The organism is Tropicimonas isoalkanivorans, from assembly GCF_900112335.1.
GTDB classification, from domain to species: Bacteria; Pseudomonadota; Alphaproteobacteria; order Rhodobacterales; family Rhodobacteraceae; genus Tropicimonas; species Tropicimonas isoalkanivorans.
Genome location: NZ_FOLG01000007.1, coordinates 184,025 through 202,037 on the forward strand (window position 1 = coordinate 184,025; position 18,013 = coordinate 202,037).

Sequence of the window (18,013 nt, forward strand, 5' to 3'; positions counted from 1 at the left end):
CGTTACGCCGCCCCGTCTTTGGCCCCCACGCGAGAGGCCTCGATCGCGACGGTCATCGGAAAGAGCAGGTCGATGAACCGCTGCGCGGTGGGCTGCGGCTCATGGTTGGCCAGTCCCGGCCGCTCGTTCGCCTCGATGAAGATGTAGTCCGGCTTCATCGGGCTGCGGACGATGAAGTCGATCCCCGTCACCGGGATGTTGATTGCCCGCGCACATGCGACGGCCGCCTCGATCAACTTGGGATGGGTGACGTCCGTCACGTCCACGATCGTACCGCCGGTGTGCAGGTTGGCCGTCTTCCGGACGGTCACTTCGGTGCCCTCTGGCAGTACATCCTCATAGGAAAAACCCGCGCCCAGCAGGCACCGCTCGGTTTCCGCATCGAGCGGGATGCGGCTCTCGCCACCGGTTTGCGCGGCGCGACGGCGGCTCTGCGCCTCGATCAGTTGCAGCGCGGTGTGGATGCCGTCCCCGGCAATGGAGGGGCGACGCCGGATGGCGGAGGCCACGACCTTGTAGTCGATCACGACGAGCCGCAGGTCCTCCCCCTCCATATAACTCTCGACGATCACGTCCGACGAGATCTCCTGCGCGCGCTTGACGCCCGCCTCCACTTCATCCGCGGTGCGCAGATCGACCGACACGCCGTCGCCCATCTCGCCGCGCGCCGGTTTGACAACCACCGCGCCGTGCGTCTCGAGGAAGGCGGCGCGGTCCTCAGAGCTCTCGCCCTCGCACTGTTCGGCGGTCTTGACGCCGGCCGCCGCAACGATGCGGCGCGTCACCCGTTTGTCGTCGCAGATCGACATCGCCACCGCGTTGGTCAATTCGCTCAGGGCTTCGCGGCACTTGATCCGCCGGCCGCCCATTTGCAGCTCGAACAGCCCCGCCTCGGCATCGATCACGTCCACGAAGATACCCCGGCGCCGCGCTTCCTTGACGATGATCTGGGCATAGGGGTTCAGCCCCTCCGCCTCCGTCCCGCCGACGAAGAGCGGCTCGTTGATCGGATTCTTGCGCTTGATGGTGAAGGCCTGGAAGCGCTCGAAACCCAGCTTGTCGTAGAGCGCCATCGCCTCGGTATTGCCGTGCAGCACCGACAAGTCCATCGTCCGGCCGCCGCGCGACTTGAACTCCTCCGCCAGCCGCAGCACCAGCGCCTTGCCGATGCCGGGATAGCGCGCATGCGGGGAGACGGCCAGGCACCAGAGCGACGTGCCATGCTCCGGATCGTTACAGGCCAGCTTGTGATCGACCCCCATGACCGTACCGAGGATCGCGCCGGTCTCGTCCTCTTCCGCGACCAGAACGGTGATCGCCCGCGCGTCCCGGTTGTTCCAGAAGAAGTGCGGCACGACCTCGACCATGCCGTGCGCGGCGTAGATCGTGTTGATCGCCTCGGCATCCCGCTCGGTGGTCAGGCGCCGGATGGAAACCCCCACCAGCTTGGAATTCGGCGGCTCGAACTGCTCCAGGTCGAGCCGATAGGAGATGGAGGGATCGAGAAACAGTTCCTGCGGCGCCTCGGCCAGAACGACCTGCGGGTCGCGGACGTAGAACGCGATGTCCCGGCGGGAGTGCCGCTCGGCCGACAGCGTTTTGGCCAGCGCCTTTGGGTCATCGAACGTGTCGCCGAAGATCAGCCGCCCCCAGCCGCAGTCGATGCTGGCATTGGGCGTCGGCCGGTCGTCGTCCGTGCCGGGCTGCGGCTCGGTCATGTCGGTCATCCCTCGATCCCCTGTGCCTGCAGCCACAGCTCCAGCATCGCGACCTGCCACAACTCGGAGCCGCGGAGCCGGGTGATGTGGTCCTTCGGGTTGGCGAAGAGCGTCTCCAGGTACTCTGGCCGGAAGATCCCGCGCGCCCGGGCGGACTCGTTGGTCAGCGTGTTGCGCACCATCTCCAGATACGGGCCTTCGATGTATTTCAACGCGGGCACCGGGAAATAGCCCTTGGGCCGGTCGATCACTTCGCTCGGGATCACCCGCCGCGCCGTCCGCTTCAGGATGCCCTTTCCGCCATCGGCCAGCTTGTGCTCCGCCGGGATGCGCCCGGCCAGTTCCACAAGTTCGTGGTCGAGGAACGGTACCCGCGCTTCCAGCCCCCAGGCCATGGTCATGTTGTCGACCCGCTTCACAGGGTCGTCGACCAGCATGACGTTCGTGTCCTGCCGGAGCGCCTTGTCCACCGGGTCGTCCGCGCCGGGGCGGGCGAAGTGCTCGCGGACGAAGGCAAGGCTCTCGTCCTTGTCCACCATGTACTCCGGCGCCAGATGTTCAGCGAGCCGCGCATGGGTGCGGTCGAAGAAGGCATCGGCATAGGCCGCCACCGGGTCGTTGGCGTCGGCCAGCGGCGGGTACCAGTGATAGCCCCCGAACACTTCGTCAGCGCCCTGCCCGGACTGAACGACCTTGATCGTCTTCGCCACTTCGCGGGAGAGCAGGTAAAAACCGATGTTGTCGTAGGAGACCATCGGTTCCGACATGGCCGCGATGGCGTGCGGCAGGTTCTCCTGCATCTCCTCGGACGGGATGAAGATCTGATGGTGCTTCGTGCCGTAGTGGTTCGCGATCAGGTCGGAGTACTTGAACTCGTCCCCTTTCTCGCCGTGCGCCTCCTCGAAGCCGATGGAATAGGTCGCCAGATCTTTCTGGCCCTCCTCGGCCAGCAGCCCGACGATCAGCGAGCTGTCCACGCCGCCCGACAGGAGCACACCAACCGGCACGTCGGCCACCATGCGGCGCCGGACGGAGGCGCGCAGGCCGTCCAGCAAGATCTCCTCCCAGTCCTCCGCACTGCGGGCCGCGTCCTCCGGGCTGCGGTCGAAGGTGGGCGTCCAGTAGGTCTGTTCGGAGGCAACGGAGCCGTCCGCGTTCAGAATGCGGATCGTCGCGGGGGGCAGTTTGCGCACACCGGCGAGGATCGTCCGGGGTGCCGGAACGACCGCGTGCCACGTCATGTAGTGGTGCAGCGCCACCCGGTCGATCGAGGTGTCAATGCCACCCGCCCGTACCAGCGCCGGCAGGGCGGAGGCGAAGCGCAGGCCCTTTCCCGTCTCGGAATAGTAGAGCGGCTTGATCCCGAAGCGGTCCCGCACGAAGACGGTCCGCCCGGTCTCCCGCTCACGGATGGCAAAAGCGAACATGCCATTGAACTTCGCAACCGCCTCCGGGCCCCACTCGGCCCAGGCCTTCAGGATCACCTCGGTGTCGGAGTGGGAGGCGAAGCTGTGTCCCTTCCCCTCCAGTTCCTCGCGCAATTCGGGGTAATTGTAGATGCAGCCGTTGAACGCGATGGTCAGCCCGAGGTGCGTATCCACGAAAGGCTGCGCGCCGGCCTCGCTCAGGTCGATGATCCGGAGCCGCCGGTGGCCGAAGGCCCAGTCGCCGCGAGCGACGATACCGGCGCTGTCCGGTCCGCGGCGCGCCATGCAGTCGGCCATGGTCGCCACTGCATCGACATTCGCCGGGCTTCCGTCAAAAGTTATCTCGCCGCAAATGCCGCACACAGTATCGTCCTTCCGTTAATTTCGGTCGCCCGGAACCTAAGGAGCCGCCCACGCAAGGTCAAACGAATGCACGGCGCGCGGGTCGCGCGCCTGGAATTGCCCGTTTTGACAGCACCCTCGGGATACCCCGGTCGCAGCGATGCACAGGCCCGCCACGACGGAGCATATAGGTGTGCCGAAAGAGAAGTCGCGGATTTGCCTGACCCAAGCAGCGGGCCAACGCTCGCGGAACTCAGGCGGTCGCGCCCACGCCCGCCCGGGCGCGCAGGAAGTGATAGAGAACGTCGATGGCCTGCCCCATGTCCTCCGGCGCGGCGAATTCGTCCGGGTGGTGGCTGATACCCTCCCGGCACCGGACGAAGAGCATCGCCACCGGGCAGAGGTCCGCCATTGCCGAGGCGTCGTGCGTGGCCCCGGACATAAGGCTGAAGGGCGTAAGGCCCGCCGCCGTCACCGCACGTTCCAACTCGCGCCGCAACCCCGGGTCGCAGGCCCTGGCCGGCTGCTGGTACGTGCGTTCCATCGCCAGCGTGCAGCCGCGCCGCTCAGCCGCCTCCCGCGCCAGCGCCTCCACCTGCACCCGCACATTCGTACGCACGTCGTCGTCCGACGAGCGCAATTCCACCGTCGCGGAGGCTTCGGCAGGCACCGCATTCACCACGTTGGGGGCAATATCGAGATGGCCGATGGTGCCCACGGCCTCGGGGGTCTCGCGGCAGATCCGTTCCACGCCGGTCACCAGTTCGGCCGCGGCGCAGAGGGCGTCCTGCCGCAGGCCCATCGGGGTCGTCCCGGCATGGGCGGCGCGTCCGACGATGCGCACCGCGTGGCGCTCGATCCCGGCAATCGCCGTCACGATCCCGACCGGGTGATCTTCCGCTTCCAGCAGCGGCCCCTGCTCGATATGGGTCTCCAGAAACCCCAGCACGGTGGAGGGATCGCGGGCGATGGAGCCGAGGGCGTCGGGGTCTCCGAACCCTGAAAGCGCCTCGCGCAGATGGATACCCGAGCGGTCCTGCATGTCGAGCACCGACAGGTCGATGGTGCCCGCAAGCGCACGCGGGCCGATCAGGGCCGTAGGGAACCGAACGCCCTCCTCGTCGGCAAAAGCTAGCACTTCCACGTCGAAGGGCAGCGCCACGTCCCCCAGCCGCTCCAGCGCGAGGATCGGCAACAGCACGCCCATGATCCCGTCATAGGCGCCGCCGCCGCGAACGCTGTCCTGATGGGAGCCCATCAGGAAGGTGCCGGCTCCCGGCGATGTCCCCAGCCGCCGCCCAATCAGGGTGCCGGCCGCATCCCGGCGCACCTCCAGGCCCGCCTCTCGCATCCAGCCAGCAACAAGGTCGTTCGCCCGCCGATGCTCCCCGGTGAAGGGCAGGCGCGTCACGCCCGACCCCGCCTCCGAAATCGCCGCCGCCTCGGCAAGCATTTCCGCCGCGCGTGCTCCCAGATCGTCCGTCATGCCTTCTCCGGCTCCCGTCTTGTCGGCAGGCCCGCCATCCAGTCACGGTAGTCCGGCGCCCGCGTTTTCTCCAGCAGAGCTGCCAAGCGGTCCACCGGCGCCTCATCGAAATCGACCCGCAGGTCCAGCGGCGCCGCATCCTCGGCAAGGATCATGAGCGCCGCCGACAGCGTGCCCCGCCGGTCGCTCCCGGCCGCGATCCCGGCGCGAAGGGCTGCGATCAACCGCTCCGCGAAATCGCCCTGCACGGACGAAAGCGCCTCCGCCGCGTGCTCGATCACGTCGCGCGCCTTCAGCCAATTGCCAGTAACAATCCACGTCTGCCCGGCAACATGGCCGGTAAAGGGCAGGTTGTCCTCACCGTGAAACGCCGCCGGGGGGCCGCTCCGCGCCAGCGCCGCAAGCTGCCGCGCGGACCGCCCCGCATCGCCGGAGACGGTCTGCGCGACCGCCTCCTCCGCCCCGGCTCCCCGCGCGAGCAGTCCCAGCGCGTCCTCTCCCCAGAGCGTAGAGGGCATCCGGCCTTGCGACGCCGTCAGCCCGAATCGCGCATCGCCCCGCAGCACCCAAGCGCCGACGCAAAGATTGCCCGTTGCCGCAGCAGCGCCCAAGGCGCCTGTTTGCTCATCGATCGCAAGCAGCGAAAAAGTCATGCGCATCCTCCTGCGTCAGATTTATCATGAAAATTCTTTGGATGCATAATTTTTCATGATAATTTCCGGGCAACCAACAAGGGAGCCAATCAGCCATGAACTTCATACCGCTGACGCGCCGTGCGGTCGGCACGCTCGCCATTGCCGCTATGTCCGTCGCCCTGGGTCTGCCGGCCAAGGCACAAACCCCGCCGGGCGTTCTGGTGGTCGGTCAGATCGCCGAGCCGAAGTCGCTCGACCCTGCGGCCGTGACCGCCGCCAACGATTTCCGCATCCTTCTGAACATCTATGACGGCCTCGCCCGCTACAAACCCGGCACGCTGGAGCCGGAACCCGCGCTGGCGGAGAGCTGGGACGTTTCAGAGGACGGGACGGTCTATACTTTCCACCTGCGCGAAGGCGTGAAGTTCCATGACGGGAGCGATTTTAACGCCGAGGCGGTGAAGTTCAACTTCGACCGCATGCTGGACGAAAACCACCCCTTCCACGACACCGGCCCCTTCCCGCTGGCCTTCTTCTTTTCCTCGGTGGAGGAAGTGACGGTCGTCGATGACCTGACGGTTGAGTTCAAGCTGTCCGAACCCTACGCCCCCTTCATGGCGAACATCGCCTACGCCACCGGGCTGATCGTTTCGCCCGCGGCGGTGGAGCAGTACGGCAAGGACTTTGGCCGCCATCCCTCCGGCACCGGTCCGTTCAAGTTCGCCGAGTGGCGCTCCAACGAGGCCGTGGTGGTCGAGAAGAACCCTGACTATTGGGACGGCGCCCCGCCGCTCGATGCGGTCGTCTTCCGCCCGATCACCGATGCCAACACCCGCACCGCCGAGATGCTCTCCGGCGGGATCGACGTCATGGTGGAGGTGCCGCCGGATGCGTTGTCGGAATTCGAGAACGACCGCTACAAAATTCTCGAAGCCGCAGGGCCACACGTCTGGTTCCTCATCCTGAATGCCAAGGAAGGACCGTTCTCCGACGTGCGCGTCCGGCAGGCCGCCAACCTTGCGATCAACAAGAAGGCGATTGTCGAGAACGTGCTGGAAGGCACCGCCGAGATCGCCGCCGGCCCCACGCCGCCCGCCTTCGGCTGGGCCTATAACGACGAGCTGGAGCCCTATCCCTACAACCCCGAACGCGCCAAGGAACTGATCGCCGAAGCCGGCGCAGAGGGCGCGGAACTGACGTTCTACGTCACCGAGGGTGGCTCCGGGATGCTGGACCCGGTTCCCATGGGCACCGCGATCCAGGCCGACCTGGAGGCCGTGGGCTTCGACGTGAAGATCGAGACCTACGAGTGGAACACGTTCCTGGGAGAGGTGAACCCCGGCCTCGAAGGCAAGGCCGACATGGCCGAGATGGCCTGGATGACGCAGGACCCGGACACCCTGCCCTTCCTTGCCCTGCGCACCGGCGCCTGGCCGGAAGAAGGTGGGTTCAACTCCGGATACTACTCCAATCCCAAGGTCGACGAACTGCTCGAAAAAGCCCGCGTCTCGACCAGCCAGGATGAGCGCGCGGAACTCTACAAGGAGATGCAGACGATCGTCCAGGAGGAGGCGCCCTGGGTTTTCGTCGCGAACTGGAAGCAGAACGCGGTGACGTCCGCCACGGTTGAGAACCTGCAACTTGAACCCTCGTTCTTCCTCATCCTCCGGGACGTAGCGAAGAACTGACGGTTCCGCCGGGCACGATTATTCGGCCGTAAGATCGCTCCGAAATTTCGTGTCCGGCGGACAGCCAAGGGAACCGCGCCATTGGGCAGCTACATCCTCAAGCGCCTGCTCGCCGCGATCCCGGTGATCCTCGGGATCACCGTCATCGTGTTCCTCATCATGTCGCTGATCCCCGGCGACCCGGCGACCGCCATCCTGGGCTCCTACGCCACGCCGGAGAACGTGGAGAAGCTGAACCGCGACCTCGGCCTCGACAAGCCTCTGGTGCAACAGTATTTCATCTGGCTCGGCAACATGCTCCAGGGCGATTTCGGCCGGTCCTTCTCGCTCAATCGACCGGTTCTGGATGAGGTCCTCGAGCGGTTCGGCGCGACCCTCGTGCTTGCCGGTACGTCGCTGGTGATCTGTTCGATCCTCGGCATCATCGCTGGTGTCGTCTCCGCTGCCCGGCAATACGGGGTTGCAGACAAGGCGATCACATTCATCGTGCTGATCGGCATTTCCATTCCCTCCTTCTTCCTCGGCATGATGATGATCCTGCTCTTTGCGGTGAACCTGCGCTGGCTGCCGGTCTCGGGGATGTACGCGATCTATGGCGGGGGTGACCTGCCCGACCTGATCCGACACCTCCTCATGCCCGCCACCGCTCTCGCGGTGGTCGCCACCGGCGTCATTGCGCGCCTCTCCCGGTCCGCGATGCTGGAAGTGCTGCGGCAGGACTTCATTCGCACCGCCCGCGCAAAGGGCGTGACGGAACGTAACGTGATCTGGCGACACGCGCTCAAGGCCGCAATGGTCTCGATCATTCCGGTAATCGGTGTGCAGGCGGGCTTCGTGCTGTCCGGCGCGGTCTATATCGAGACGGTCTTCCAATGGCCAGGTGTGGGCCGGATGCTTGTCACCGCGATCCTCACCCGGGACATCCTGCTGGTCCAAGGCGGCGTGGTGATCGTGGCCGCCTGCTACGTGCTCTTCAACCTGGCGGTGGACGTGGCGCAGAGCCTGCTCGACCCGAGGGTGACGACATGACCGCAGGCGACGTTGCCCCCACCCCACAACGCAGGCGTCCGGCGGCTGGCGCCTTCCTGAAACTCTTCCTGCGCAACCGGCTTGCGGCCGCGGGCGCAATCCTCCTGACGGCGGTCGTTCTCCTGTCGGTTCTCGCGCCGCTGCTGCCGCTTCAGGACCCCTACGCGCAGGATACGGCGCAGAAATTCCTGCGCCCCTTCTCCCCCGGCCACCTGCTCGGCACGGACCATCTCGGGCGCGACATCCTCTCCCGCCTCATCTGGGGCACCCGCCTCAGCCTCGTGGTGGGCCTCGTCGCCTCGTTCGGCGCGGCCTTCTTCGGCTCCGTCATCGGCATCACCGCCGGATATTTTGGCGGCCGGACGGACAACTGGCTCATGCGCGCGATCGACATGCTCATGGCCTTTCCCTACATCCTGCTGGCCCTCGCGATCGTCGCCGCCCTCGGTCCCGGCCTCGTCAACGCGCTGATCGCCGTGGCGGTCGTCAACATCCCCTTCTTCGCGCGCAATATCCGCGGCGTCACCGTCACGCTCGCGCACAAGGAATTCGTCGATGCCGCCCGGCTCGCGGGCATGACGGACCTACGCATCATGGTCTCGGAGATCCTGCCCAACGTGCTGCCGGTCATCGTCATCGCCATGTCCACCACCGTCGGCTGGATGATCCTCGAGACGGCAGGGCTCTCCTTCCTCGGCCTCGGCTCGCAGCCGCCGGTGGCCGATCTCGGCTCGATGCTGGGGGAGGGGCGGAACGCGCTCATCACCGACCCCCATGCCTCGATCGTCCCCGGCCTCATGATCTTCGTCATCGTCATGAGCGTGAACCTCCTGGGCGACGGCATCCGCGACGCGCTGGACCCGCGCTTGCGGTCCGGGGCCCTCACCCGCCCCATGGCCCGCACCATCGTGGATCGGAACGCTGTGCCCCAGCCCCCGGCGGACCCGGCCCTGCTGAACGTACAAGAGTTGCGGACCGAATTCCGCGTCGGCTCCCGCACGCTCAAGGCGCTCTCCGGTGTCACCTTGCAGGTGCGCCCCGGCGAGTGCCTCGGCCTGATCGGCGAATCCGGCTCCGGCAAATCGGTCACGGCGCTCTCGGTGATGGGCCTCGTCGCATCGCCGCCCGGGGTCATCGCCGGCGGCGCCGTCCGCTACGCAGGAACCGAGGTGCTCGGCGCGCCGTTCTCGGAGCTGCGCAAGTTGCGCGGGGACCGGATCTCCTACATCTTCCAGGACCCGCTGGCGACGCTCCACCCGCTCTACCGCGTTGGCGACCAGATCGTCGAGGCGATCCAGGCCCACCATGCCGTCTCCAAGTCGAAGGCGCGCGCCCGTGCGCTGGAGCTTCTGGAGGCCGTGCGCATCCCCAACGCCTCCAGCCGGATCGACAACTTTCCCCATGAACTCTCCGGCGGGATGCGGCAGCGGGTCGGCATCGCCATGGCGCTCGTCAACGAGCCCGACCTGATCATTGCCGACGAGCCCACCACCGCGCTCGATGTGACGGTGCAGGCGCAAATCCTTTCGCTGCTCGATGACCTCCGGCGGGAGCGTGGCGTGGCGATCCTGTTCATCACCCACGACTTCGGCGTGGTGGCTCAGCTCTGCGACCGGATCGCAGTGATGTACGCCGGACGGATCGTGGAGACCGGGCCGACGGCGGCGATCCTCGCGGATCCGGCCCACCCCTATACCCGCCGCCTGATCGCCTGCGTTCCCGAACTGGGGGAAGGCCAGCGGGAATTGCACGCCATCCCCGGCTTGCCCCCCGCGGTGGATGACCTGCCGCCCGGTTGCGCCTTCGCTCCGCGCTGCGACAAGGCGCAACCTGCCTGCCGCACGGGCGAGATCCCGTTGGACGCCTTCGGCTCCGAGCGCGCCGTGCGGTGCCTCTTCCCCGAAAGCGATCAGGCCGGAGGCGCAGCATGACACCCACCTTGCGGATACGAGACCTCGACAAGCGTTTCGGCGGGGCGCGCACGATGTTCGGCTTCGGGCCGGAAAAACCGTCGGTCCACGCCGTGCAATCGGCGAGCCTCGACGTGACCCGCGGCCAGACGCTCGGCATCGTGGGAGAATCCGGCTGCGGCAAGTCCACGCTGGCGCGGATGATCGTCGGGCTCCTGCCCCCCACCGCGGGGGTGATCGAGATCGAGGGCACCGATTACGCCGCTCAGGCCGGCAAGGACCCGGCAGCCTTTGGCAAGGTGATTCAGTACGTCTTCCAGGACCCCATTTCGTCGCTCAACCCGCGCAAGACGATCCGCCAGATCCTAGAGACTCCGCTGAAGCGCTTGCACGGGATGCCGGCGGACAAACGCGCCGCGCGGATCGACGAGATCCTCGACGCGGTGAACCTGCGCCGGGAATTCCTCGACCGCTACCCGCACGAGTTCTCCGGCGGGCAGGCCCAGCGCATCGGCATCGCCCGCGCGTTGGCCGCCGCGCCGCGCATCCTCGTGCTTGACGAGCCGGTCTCGGCGCTCGACGTCTCCGTGCAGGCGCAGGTGCTCAACCTGCTGGCGCGGCTGAAGGCGGAGTTCGGCCTGACCTACCTCTTCATCAGCCACGACCTCGCCGTGGTGGAGGCGGTGGCTGACCGGGTGGCGGTGATGTATTTCGGCCGGATCGTGGAACTTGCGCCGGCCCGCGAGATCTTCGCCGCGCCGCGGCACCATTACACCGCGCTGTTGGCCCGCAGTGCCCCCACGGTCGGCCGGCCGCTCGCCGCGCCAGAGGGGGCCGACGCCGAACTGCCCGATCCGCTCAACCCGCCGCCCGGTTGCGCCTTTGCCAAGCGCTGCCCGGCCGCCACCGAAATCTGCCGCCGCGAACAGCCCCCGTTGGAGGACCATGGAACGGGACATTACGCCGCCTGCCACCACCCTGCCCGCTGACGCCCCCCGGATGAGCCGGCCGCAGATCGCCGCGGCCGCCATCAAGGACTGGGTCGTCGAGCGCGGGATGCGACCCGGCGACCGGTTGCCGGGGGAGGCCGAGCTCATGGCCCACTTCGGCATGGCCAAGGGCACGATCCGCGAGGCGCTGCGGGTGCTGGAGGCGCAGGGGCTCATCCGCACCCGCACCGGGCCGGGCGGCGGCGCCTTCGTCAACGAGGTCTCCGAAGCGCGGGCGCGGGCACTGCTGGGCAACTACTTCTACTTCCAGGAGATCGGCGTGGGTGACATCTACGCCCTCCGCCACGCGTTGGAACCGGTTCTGGTGGCGCAACTCGCGGGGACGCTGCCCGAGGAGCGGATCGTCCTGCTGGAGGAGGTTATGACCGCCTACGAGACCCCGCCCGAGACAATCGAGGAGTCGGAGCGTCAGCGCATGGCGGAGCTCGATTTCCACGCCCTGCTGGCCTCCTTCTCGCCGAACCCGCTGCTGCGCTTCCAGTGCCGGTTCCTGATCGGCTTGCTGAAGGACATCACCATCTGCCGCCGCATCTACCGCCGCCGCATCCCTGGTTTCCGGGCGGCGGGACGGGACTACCAGTCCAGGCTGATCCAGGCGCTCCGGGCGGGCGACGGGGGCGCCGCCCGGGCAATCATGCGAGCCCACATGACAGCCGCGCAGAAAATCATGGAAGAACAGGAAAGCGTCGTCCTGCGCCAGTTCCTGAGCGAGACCGACGCGCGCTAGCGCGGCCTGTCGCCCCGGCCCCGCACGCAGAGGCCGGGACGGATTTCGCTAGGAGTCAGACGGGTCCGGCTCGCGTTCCGGCGAGAGGGGCACTTCCGGTTCGGCCGGGGCGGTCGGTTGCCGGGTGAACCCTTCGAGGTCGCCCAACTCGTGCGCGTCGCGTTCGATCTTCACCGCGCTGCGTGCATAGGCCGTCAACAGCTCGGCCACGGACCGCAGGGCATGCATGTGAATGCGTTCGTAGCCGTGGCTCGCATCCACACCGAACGTCGCCAGCGCGGTGCGCACATCCGCACCGGCCTCGATCGCCGACGCGCTGTCGGACCGGTAGTGCTTGAACACGTCCTTGCGCACGCGGATGTCGTTCTCGAGGCAGAGCTGATAGAGCTTGCGCGTCAGGTGGTAGTCGAACGGCCCGCTCATGTCGGCCATCGACAGGGTCACGCCGAATTCGGAGGAATTCTGCCCCGGGGCCGAGGTGCCGTTGTCCACCGCGACCATGGATGCGATTTCCGGCAGCAGGACGGCCGCCGCCCCATGGCCCACCTCTTCCGCGATCGTGAAGAGCCAGTAGACATCCACCGGAAGCTCGTCCGCGACGATGACCGCCTGCAGCGCGGCCAGCATCACGGCGACGCCCGCCTTGTTGTCCAGGTGCCGCGAGACGATGTAGCCGTTCTCGATTTCCGGCTGCGGGTCGACGGCAACGATGTCGCCCACCTCGATGCCGAGCGCCTCGACATCCTCCGCGCAGCCGGCCCGGGCATCCACCCTGAGCTCGACGTAGTCCCAGCCGATGGGCAGCGTATCGACCTCGTCCGCGAACGTGTGCCCGGAGGCCTTCAGCGGCAGGATCGTGCCCCGGAACGAGCCGTTTTCCGAAAAGATCGTCGTCCGGGCGCCCTCCGCGAAGCGGGCGGACCATGTGCCGATCGGAACCAGCTCCAACCGCCCGTTTGCCTTCAACGCCTTCACCTGCGCCCCGAGCGTGTCGACGTGAGAGACGATTGCCCGCGCCCCGGCGGATTTGGCGCCCGGCAGCTTCGCCCGGATGGCCCCGCGGCGCGTGAGCTCGTAGCTTACGCCGAGTTTCTCCAGTTCGTGGCACACGAAACGGACGATGTTGTCGGTATAGCCGGTCGGGCTCGGTATCCTGAGAAGATCCTGGAGAACCTCCTGCAGGTAATGCACGTCGATATCGACACGGCCTCCCTTGATAGTCACCACTCGTCCCTCATTTCTCAGTTCATCTTCTGTCTTGCATCATGGCGGCTGCCCGTGCACCCCTCCCGCGTAAACGCTCCGGGGTAGGAGGATCAAGGCCACAGTGGCCCCGAGACCGGCGGTCACGACGAAACGCAAAACAGGGCGACCATGTTTTCCGATCTTTCCCTAGTCAGTCTTCTCGTCGTCTTCGCGGCGACCGCCGGCGTCATCCTGCTGTGCGGCGTCCGCATGACCGCGTTGGCCGACCGCCTTGCCGACCGGACGGGCCTGGGCGAGGCGCTTGTCGGCGGCGTGCTGCTCGGTGCGGCGACGTCGCTTTCGGGCACAGTCGTCTCCGTCACCGCGGCGCTGGACGGGCGCGCGTCGCTTGCGTTCTCCAACGGTGTGGGCGGCATCGCCGCGCAAACGGCCTTCCTCGCCCTCGCGGACCTGATGCACCGCCGCGCCAACCTGGAACACGCCGCGGCGGAACTTGCCAACGTCTTCCAGGGCGGCGTGCTGATGCTGCTGCTCACGTTGCCGATTCTGGCCTGGACCGCGCCGGAGGTGACCCTGCTGGCCGTCCACCCAATCTCGCTCGTTCTTCTGGTCGTCTACGCCGGCGGGGTCTTCGCCTCCCATCGCGTGCGTCAGGACCCGATGTGGGAGCCGGTGGAAACGCCACAGACAGAGCAGGACGAGCCGGAGGAAGACGATACGGACCGCCGCCCAACGATCCACCTGATCGCCGTCTTCGGCCTGTTGATGGGGATCATGGGCGCCTGCGGCTGGACGGTGGCGCAGGTCGCCGAAACGCTGACCGATCGCTACGCGCTGCAGGCCTCGCTCGTCGGGGCGCTCATGACTGCGGTCGTCACCTCCCTGCCCGAACTGGTGACCACGCTGGCCGCCGTGCGGCAGCGCGCGCTGCAACTGGCCGTGGGTGGCATTATCGGCGGGAACACCTTCGACGTGCTGTTCCTGACACTGTCTGACGTGGGCTATCGCGAGGGCTCGCTCTACCACGCCGTGGGACCAAGCGACTACTTCTGGCTGGCCACGGGTTTGCTGATGACGGCGATCCTGACGCTCGGCCTGCTCTATCGGCAACGGCAGGGGCCGGGGGGAATCGGAGTCGAGAGTTTGGCGCTGCTGGGGGTCTATGGCGCCGCAATTCTCGTGCAATCGCTCGCGTGACCCAGCGGCACCCGTGTTACCGTTATCAAGAATATATCGTTGGAATCCCGGCGGTTGCGGCAGCCGGGTGTAAAAACTGCAACATTGACACTAAAACGTTACGAATTCAGGTGCTACGTTAGCGCTTGAAGCGTGCCGATGCCCGTCGCCGAATTTCCCGGTGGCAAGAGGGATCGCACCACCCCAACGGAACACAAAAGACCACGACAGACGACCCTCACGGGCGACGGCTGGAAAAGAGTGCGGGGCCCTCCGCCCCAAATCTCCGCACCGTCGCCCCTGACAGGAGACCGCACAATGGAGAACGACCGTATGAAATTGCAAATCACCATCGAATCCCCGCAAGGCGAACGCATCCTCGTAACGGCCGGCACGGACGACGAAGCCGAATCCATCAAGGCCGAGGCGATTGCGCAGGGCAGCCGCATCGTTGACGAACAGATCCGCCGCGCGCAGTAACCCACGCCGGCCGGCGCGTGCCGGCCGCCACCCCGGGTGGATCACACCCTGCGTTCCGCCCCTTCCTCCGCAGGCACACTCCCGGTGGTCAGTTCGACGATCTCGTCGGTAATTTCGTCCTGCCGGAGCCGCCGCGCGGCGGCGACGAGCGTGTCCAGCCGCGCTGTGACGTTCTCGTGCGCGGCGATCATCGCCCGCATCCTCGCCTCGTTCTCGGCGGCAAAGGCCAGCATCACCGCCTCCGTCAGCTCCGAAAACACGTATTCCTCCACCAACCGGGCCAGAAGCGTCTCCGGCGGCAGGGTGAGCCGTGGTGCAACGCCATGGGCGGGCAACGGGAACCGGCGGTAGTCGAACGGCACGATCTGCCGGGTCACCACCTGCATCTCCTGCGTGCCGCCGGGCATGGCATGGACGATGGACACCCGCGTCGCCGTGCCGTTCGCCAGGGCACGATAGATCGCCTCCGTCAACCGAGTCGCAAGCGCCGTCGCCTGTGCCGCATGGCCGACCATCGGAGCGGACCACGCCACCTTTATCTCGCGTTCAGCAGCCACCAGCGCCCCCCGGTCGCCCGCCAGGAACAGGTCATGCGCCCCGCCCAGCAGGCCTGCGGCCGCGTCGAAAACCCTCTCGCTGTAGGCCCCCGCGAACCCCTGCTCGCCCGCAATCACGATGAGCGCCAGTCGGCCGGCCGGCCCGTCGCCCGCAGGCGCCCTGCCCGCCTCCGGCACCTCTGCAAGCGCGTGGCCGATCGCCTCGCCAATCGTCTCGGCGAAGATGCGGATGCTGTCCACATGCCGCCGTGCCTCCATCGCCCGCGACGCCGCGATCCCGCGCATCGCAGAAATCACGGAGGCGAGCTTGTGGACGGTCGCGATACGGGCCTCCATCTCGGCGAGCCGTCCGGTCATCCTGCCGCTCCCTCTCCCCCGTCGACCTCGCTGGCCAGCGCCGCCACCGCGTCGACCAACGCGGCCCGCATCTCCGGCGCAAGGGTCCCGCTTTCCTCCACCGCGCGCACGGCCTCCGGTTCACGGGCGTCAAGCCACCCCGGCAGCCGTTCCCGCAGGCGCGGGATCTTTTCCGGAGCCAGCGCGTCCAGGGCCCCGTCCGTCAACCCGGCGAGCAGCGCCACCTGATCGGCGACGCGCAACCCGGTGTAGCGCGGCTGCGTGAGCAGCGCGCGAATGCGGCGGCCGCGTTCTATCTGGTTGCGCACCCGGTCATTGGTTATGCCGCCGAACCGAGTGAACATCTCCAGTTCCTGAAACTGCGCGTACTGCAGGCGCACCCGGCCCGACACCTCCCGGAGCGCGGGCGACTGCGCCTTGCCCCCCACCCGGCTGACCGAGAGGCCCACATCCACCGCCGGGCGCTGGTTGGCCGCGAAGAGATGCGCGCTCAGCACGATCTGCCCGTCGGTGATCGAGATCAGGTTGGTGGGAATATAGGCCGACAGGTTGCCCGCGTCGGTCTCCGCAATCGGCAGCGCGGTGAGGGACCCGCCCCCCTTCTCCGGCGCAAGCTTGGCCGCGCGCTCCAGCAACCGCGCGTGGAGGTAGAAGATGTCCCCGGGATAGGCCTCCCGCCCCGGCGGCTCCCGCGTCAGCAGCGCCAGTTCCCGGTGGGTCGCCGCATGGCGCGTGAGATCGTCGATCACGATCATCGCGTGGCCACCCCGGTCGCGGAAGTGCTCTGCCATGGTCATGCCGGCGAAGGGGGCGATCCATTGCAGCCCCGGTGCCGAGGCTGCCGCTCCGACGACGAAGATGCACCGCTCCGCCCGGCCGTGGGCGTGCACCGCGGCGATCACCCGCTCCACTGCCGACGCGGGCTGGCCGACCGCCACGTAGACGCAGACCACGTCGGTGTCCGTCTGGTTGACGATGGCATCTACCGCGAGGGACGTCTTGCCCGTCGCCCGGTCGCCCACGATCAACTCTCGCTGCCCCCGCCCCAGCGCAAACAGACCGTCCACCACCAGCAACCCGGTCTGCACGGGCTCCGACACATGGGCGCGGTCGATGATCGCGGGTGCCGGGCGCTCCACCGGCAACGTCTGCTCCGTCTCAAGGGGCGGGCCACCGTCCAGCGGGCGGCCGAGAGGGTCGACGATCCGGCCGAGCAGCGCCTCGCCCCCAGGAACGCGCAGGACCTCGCCGGTATCGGTCACGGCCTGCCCCGCTTCGACCGCGCTGGTCTCGTCCAGGATCACGGCGTCGATTTGCTCCGCGCCAAGGCCGTGGGCGAACCCGAGCTGCCCGCCCTCGAACCGCAGCAGCGCCCCGAGCACAGTGTCCGGCAGGCCGGTGATCCGGGCGATGCCGTCCGCCACATGGGCCACCCGCCCGACCGCCTCCGCCTGCGGGGCAAGCGCCGTCCCGTCCAGCTTGCGGCGGCTCTGCTCCAGCCAGCCGGAGGGGGATGCGCGCTCAGTCATGGCGGCTCAACTCCTCCCGTATCCGTTCCAGATCGGCGCGGAAGTGGTCGCGGACGACCGCATGCGGCCCCACCAGTTCCAGTCCGGCCACAAGCCCCGGATCGACCTCGAACGTCAGCTTCGGCGAATGCCCAAGCACCTCCCCGAGACGCCGCCGCAGCATGTTGCGTTCCTCCTCCGCCATGTCTTGAGCGGCCCGCACCCGCAGCGGCGTATCGGCGCCCATCCCTGCGCGTGTCGCGTCGGGCAGGTCCGCGACCGCCTCGGCCAACCCATCGATGAACGCCGTCGGTCGCGCCACCTCTGGCAGGCGGGCAAGAAGGCGGCCGGCGATGTCGGTGGCCAGCTGCGCGGCGTCCTCCGCCAGCGCGCGCGCCTGAGCCTCCCGCACCCGCTCCAATTCCGCCGCGCCCTCTGCCAACGCAGTGTCCGCAGCGGCCCGCGCTTCCTTCAGCAAGCGCGACTTCTCCCGCTCCGCCTCCTGCTGCGCAGCGGCCAGAACATCGGACCGCGCGGCGGCCACGCGCTCCGCTTCGACCTGCGCGGCATCGCGGACCTCCCGTGCCTCGCGCCGTGCCGCTTCCGCCTCATCCAGCGCCGCATGGGCCGCGGCCTGCCGCTCTTCGATGATCCGGCTGACCGGCCGAAACAGGAAACGCTTGAGAATCCAGAGCAGGACCAGAAAGTTGAGCGTCTGAAGACCCAGTGTCCACCAGTCGATGGTCATGGCACACGA

At 67.6% G+C, this 18,013-nt stretch carries 15 protein-coding genes; 7 read left to right on the forward strand and 8 right to left on the reverse strand.

All coding sequences use genetic code 11. The features are described from left to right. Positions 1–2 precede the first annotated feature (2 nt). The 4 genes from ngg to BM075_RS13280 form a co-directional block, all read right to left on the reverse strand. Positions 3–1,727, reverse strand: a complete 1,725-nt coding sequence (ngg, locus tag BM075_RS13265) for an N-acetylglutaminylglutamine synthetase (protein WP_093361165.1) — start codon at positions 1,725–1,727, stop codon at positions 3–5. Next, positions 1,724–3,508 (reverse strand): N-acetylglutaminylglutamine amidotransferase, encoded by a 1,785-nt coding sequence (locus BM075_RS13270; protein ID WP_093361166.1) that lies wholly within the window; start codon positions 3,506–3,508, stop codon positions 1,724–1,726. Before BM075_RS13270 ends, ngg begins: the two co-directional genes overlap by 4 nt. A 232-nt stretch (positions 3,509–3,740) precedes the next feature. Further along, positions 3,741–4,973: a M20 family metallo-hydrolase gene (locus BM075_RS13275; protein ID WP_093361167.1), complete on the reverse strand. Its 1,233-nt coding sequence runs from the start codon at positions 4,971–4,973 to the stop codon at positions 3,741–3,743. Then, positions 4,970–5,626, reverse strand: coding sequence for a DUF1028 domain-containing protein (locus BM075_RS13280; RefSeq protein ID WP_177208345.1), 657 nt, complete (start codon positions 5,624–5,626; stop codon positions 4,970–4,972). Before BM075_RS13280 ends, BM075_RS13275 begins: the two co-directional genes overlap by 4 nt. 95 nt (positions 5,627–5,721) lie before the next feature. Between BM075_RS13280 and BM075_RS13285 the strand changes: the two genes are divergently transcribed. From BM075_RS13285 to BM075_RS13305, 5 genes are all read left to right on the forward strand, one after another. Next, positions 5,722–7,296 (forward strand): ABC transporter substrate-binding protein, encoded by a 1,575-nt coding sequence (locus tag BM075_RS13285; RefSeq protein WP_093361169.1) that lies wholly within the window; start codon positions 5,722–5,724, stop codon positions 7,294–7,296. Between the two features lie 81 nt (positions 7,297–7,377). Then, complete coding sequence (locus BM075_RS13290; protein WP_093361170.1) at positions 7,378–8,325, forward strand: ABC transporter permease; 948 nt, start codon at positions 7,378–7,380, stop codon at positions 8,323–8,325. After that, complete coding sequence (locus BM075_RS13295; RefSeq protein WP_093361171.1) at positions 8,322–10,256, forward strand: dipeptide/oligopeptide/nickel ABC transporter permease/ATP-binding protein; 1,935 nt, start codon at positions 8,322–8,324, stop codon at positions 10,254–10,256. Before BM075_RS13290 ends, BM075_RS13295 begins: the two co-directional genes overlap by 4 nt. Continuing rightward, complete coding sequence (locus BM075_RS13300) at positions 10,253–11,224, forward strand: ABC transporter ATP-binding protein (RefSeq protein WP_093361172.1); 972 nt, start codon at positions 10,253–10,255, stop codon at positions 11,222–11,224. The genes BM075_RS13295 and BM075_RS13300 overlap by 4 nt, the downstream gene beginning before the upstream one ends. Then, the gene (locus tag BM075_RS13305) at positions 11,181–11,972 is read left to right on the forward strand and encodes a FadR/GntR family transcriptional regulator (RefSeq protein WP_177208346.1); all 792 of its coding nucleotides are present in this window, start codon (positions 11,181–11,183) and stop codon (positions 11,970–11,972) included. Before BM075_RS13300 ends, BM075_RS13305 begins: the two co-directional genes overlap by 44 nt. Positions 11,973–12,020: 48 nt before the next feature. On the opposite strand, the gene BM075_RS13310 is transcribed toward BM075_RS13305, so the two are convergent. After that, positions 12,021–13,196 carry an osmoprotectant NAGGN system M42 family peptidase gene (locus BM075_RS13310; protein ID WP_245758845.1) on the reverse strand — a complete coding sequence of 392 codons (1,176 nt, stop codon included), beginning with the start codon at positions 13,194–13,196 and terminating at the stop codon, positions 12,021–12,023. A gap of 150 nt (positions 13,197–13,346) precedes the next feature. On the opposite strand from BM075_RS13310, the gene BM075_RS13315 reads away from it, so the two are divergent. Both BM075_RS13315 and BM075_RS24440 read left to right on the forward strand, forming a co-directional pair. Then, complete coding sequence (locus BM075_RS13315; protein WP_093361173.1) at positions 13,347–14,375, forward strand: sodium:calcium antiporter; 1,029 nt, start codon at positions 13,347–13,349, stop codon at positions 14,373–14,375. Between the two features lie 297 nt (positions 14,376–14,672). Beyond that, complete coding sequence (locus BM075_RS24440) at positions 14,673–14,834, forward strand: hypothetical protein (RefSeq protein WP_177208347.1); 162 nt, start codon at positions 14,673–14,675, stop codon at positions 14,832–14,834. 41 nt (positions 14,835–14,875) lie between these two features. Here the strand turns inward: BM075_RS24440 and BM075_RS13320 are convergent, their stop codons facing one another. The 3 genes from BM075_RS13320 to BM075_RS13330 are packed head-to-tail and all read right to left on the reverse strand — an operon-like array spanning position 14,876 to position 18,004. After that, positions 14,876–15,748, reverse strand: coding sequence for a F0F1 ATP synthase subunit gamma (locus BM075_RS13320; protein WP_093361174.1), 873 nt, complete (start codon positions 15,746–15,748; stop codon positions 14,876–14,878). Further along, positions 15,745–17,277, reverse strand: coding sequence for a F0F1 ATP synthase subunit alpha (locus BM075_RS13325; RefSeq protein WP_093361175.1), 1,533 nt, complete (start codon positions 17,275–17,277; stop codon positions 15,745–15,747). The genes BM075_RS13320 and BM075_RS13325 overlap by 4 nt, the downstream gene beginning before the upstream one ends. Continuing rightward, the gene (locus BM075_RS13330) at positions 17,270–18,004 is read right to left on the reverse strand and encodes a F0F1 ATP synthase subunit B family protein (RefSeq protein WP_093361176.1); all 735 of its coding nucleotides are present in this window, start codon (positions 18,002–18,004) and stop codon (positions 17,270–17,272) included. The genes BM075_RS13325 and BM075_RS13330 overlap by 8 nt, the downstream gene beginning before the upstream one ends. Positions 18,005–18,013 lie beyond the last annotated feature (9 nt).